Origin of the sequence: Actinoplanes sp. NPDC024001 (genome assembly GCF_040638955.1) — a bacterium.
Classification (GTDB): domain Bacteria; phylum Actinomycetota; class Actinomycetes; order Mycobacteriales; family Micromonosporaceae; genus Actinoplanes.
In genome coordinates, this window is the sequence record NZ_JBEZZB010000356.1 from 1 (window position 1) to 2,112 (window position 2,112).

Annotated in this window: 1 protein-coding gene and 2 pseudogenes; 1 reads left to right on the forward strand and 2 read right to left on the reverse strand. The window is 74.7% G+C overall.

Annotated elements, in window-relative coordinates:
* Window positions 1-97 precede the first annotated feature (97 nt).
* A pseudogene (locus AB0F81_RS51085) lies at window positions 98-967 on the reverse strand (serine/threonine-protein kinase); the annotation flags it as partial.
* Between the two features lie 259 nt (window positions 968-1,226).
* Between AB0F81_RS51085 and AB0F81_RS51090 the strand changes: the two are divergent.
* Window positions 1,227-1,736 carry a hypothetical protein gene (locus tag AB0F81_RS51090; protein WP_360211703.1) on the forward strand — a complete coding sequence of 170 codons (510 nt, stop codon included), beginning with the start codon at window positions 1,227-1,229 and terminating at the stop codon, window positions 1,734-1,736.
* Between the two features lie 63 nt (window positions 1,737-1,799).
* Here the strand turns inward: AB0F81_RS51090 and AB0F81_RS51095 are convergent.
* Window positions 1,800-2,112: pseudogene (locus tag AB0F81_RS51095) on the reverse strand (hypothetical protein); the annotation flags it as partial.

The following is a 2,112-nucleotide window of genomic DNA, read 5'->3' on the forward strand; positions in this document are numbered from 1 at the left end:
TTCGACCGGCTCCGGGCGACCGGCGCGAAGCTCGTGCTGATCCAGGACACCCCGTGGCCGGAGGATTCCGCGCCGGAGTGCGTCGTCACGAACCCTGGAAGGGCCACAGCGCGGCGAGCAGCGCGGCCCGGCGCGCCAGGTCGCGCAGGCCGCGCTCCTCCCAGTCCGAGCCGTACGCCGATCCGGCGGCCCGCTCCAGAACGTCGAGGAAGGCGAAGGCGTGCGGGGGCCGGTCGGCGGGCCGTTTGGCCAGCCCGTGCCGGAGCAGGTCGTGCACCGGCACCGGCGCCGGGTCGGTCGGGATCGGTGCGTGGGCGTGCTGGTCGTGCAGGGCGAACAGGTTCGGCGCGTCGTACGGCGGCCGGCCGGTGAGGCACTCGAAGAACGTGGCCGTGGCGGCGTAGATGTCGCAGGCGGGCGTCGCCGGGGCGCCGGTCCACTGTTCGGGCGCCATGTACCGCGGGGTGCCGGAGACCACGGTGTCGGCGCCCTGACCGACCGGCGCGGCGATGCCGAAGTCGGCGAGTTTGCTCTGCCCCTCCCCCGTGACGAGCACGTTCTCCGGCTTGTAGTCGCGGTGCACGACACCGTGGGCGTGCGCCGCGCCGAGCCCGGCGAGGGAGCCCTTGAGCACACAGAGCGCCGACTCGGGGGTGGTCGGGCCGTGCTCGCGCAGCATCTGGCGCAGCGACACCCCGTTGACCAGCTCCATCACGATCGCCGCGCCGTCGGAGGACTCGACGTATTCGTAGAGCCGGGAGATGTGCGGATCGTCGATCTGCCCGAGCAGCTGCGCTTCCCTGCGGAAGGCGGCCCGGAACGACGCGTCGTCGCCGAGGCCGGGCACCAGGTATTTGATGGCGACCGGGGTGCCGGTCTCGTCGTGGGTGGCGAGCACGACGCTGCCCGACGCGCCCGCGCCGAGCGGGCGGACGGGCGTGTAGCCGGAGAGCTGCCAGCCGCTCATCGAGGCACTCCACCATCCGATTGGGCGGATGTCTGCCCCCGCCGCGCCGATCATTCTGGTCGCGCAGCCACCAATGAGGATCCGCGCAACGGCTGCTTTCACCGACCGGTCGGGCGACCCCCGAAGCGGGTGGCGCGCCCGGCGCCGACGGTTCACTGAGATCCTGGCACGCCGGGTGGACGGGTTGGCACAGATCCCGGGCGAGCAGTGGAGCAACAATCGACAGCAGCATGCGGGCCGGTTTTCGCGGAGGCGAGACATGCAGCGAGCGAGCATTCAGCAGCGCCCGGCGCGGTTCGCGGGCGAGACGGCCGTGCCGCCTCGCCACGAGGACGCGCTCGCCGTGCTGGCCGCGGCCCGGACCGTCGTCGAGCACGGCTGGGTCCAGCACCGGTGGTACACCCTGCAGGCAGCGCCGGGCGGGCGCCGGCGGCGTTTCGGGGGGATCGTGCCGCTGGCCCGCCCGGATCACAGCCGGGTCGTCGAGGCGTGCCTGGTCGGTGCGGTGGTGCACGCGGCGTGGCAGCAGAGTCCCCGCCCGGAGCACGCCAACCCGGCCATCGACGCCCTGTGGCGTACCCTTTTCGACCCCGAGCCGGCGGATGCCGACGCGGTCGGCCCGGTGTCGTCGCCGCCGGTTCGGGCCGCGCGCGTTCGTGATCTCACCACCTGGAACGACCGGCGTTCGCGCACCCGCAGCGACGTGCTCGATCTGATCGAGCGCACCGCCGCCCGCGTCGCCGGCGCCCGGCCTGCCGACGTCGCCTGACGTCCGGCCGCCTCACGGCTCGGTGGCGCCCGGCCTGCCGGCGTCGTCTGACGTCCGGCCGCCTCACGGCTCGGTGGCGTCCGGTCGCGGCGGTGTCTCCTCCTCTTCCTTCTCCCCTTCCGGGGCGAGGGATTCCGCGGCGGCCCGGACGGCGGCCGCCGCGGCTTCGGCGGCGGCCTGCTCGTCCTCGCCGGCTGGTTTGCGGCTGCGCGGCGCCCACGGATCGGGGCTGGTCAGGTTGGCCGCCGCTTCGGTGGCCGCGTCGGCGGCGACGTCCATCACCCGCCGGACTGCCTGCCGGGACCGGTCCGTGACTGTCGGCAGGGCCTCGTCGGCGGCCTCCGCGACGCGCCGTGCCGCGCGCCGCGGCCCGTCG

Bases quoted from the DNA above. Each gene is read 5' to 3' on its own strand.
- AB0F81_RS51090 (WP_360211703.1), top strand. From the start codon at position 1,227: ATGCAGCGAGCGAGCATTCAGCAGCGCCCGGCGCGGTTCGCGGGCGAG.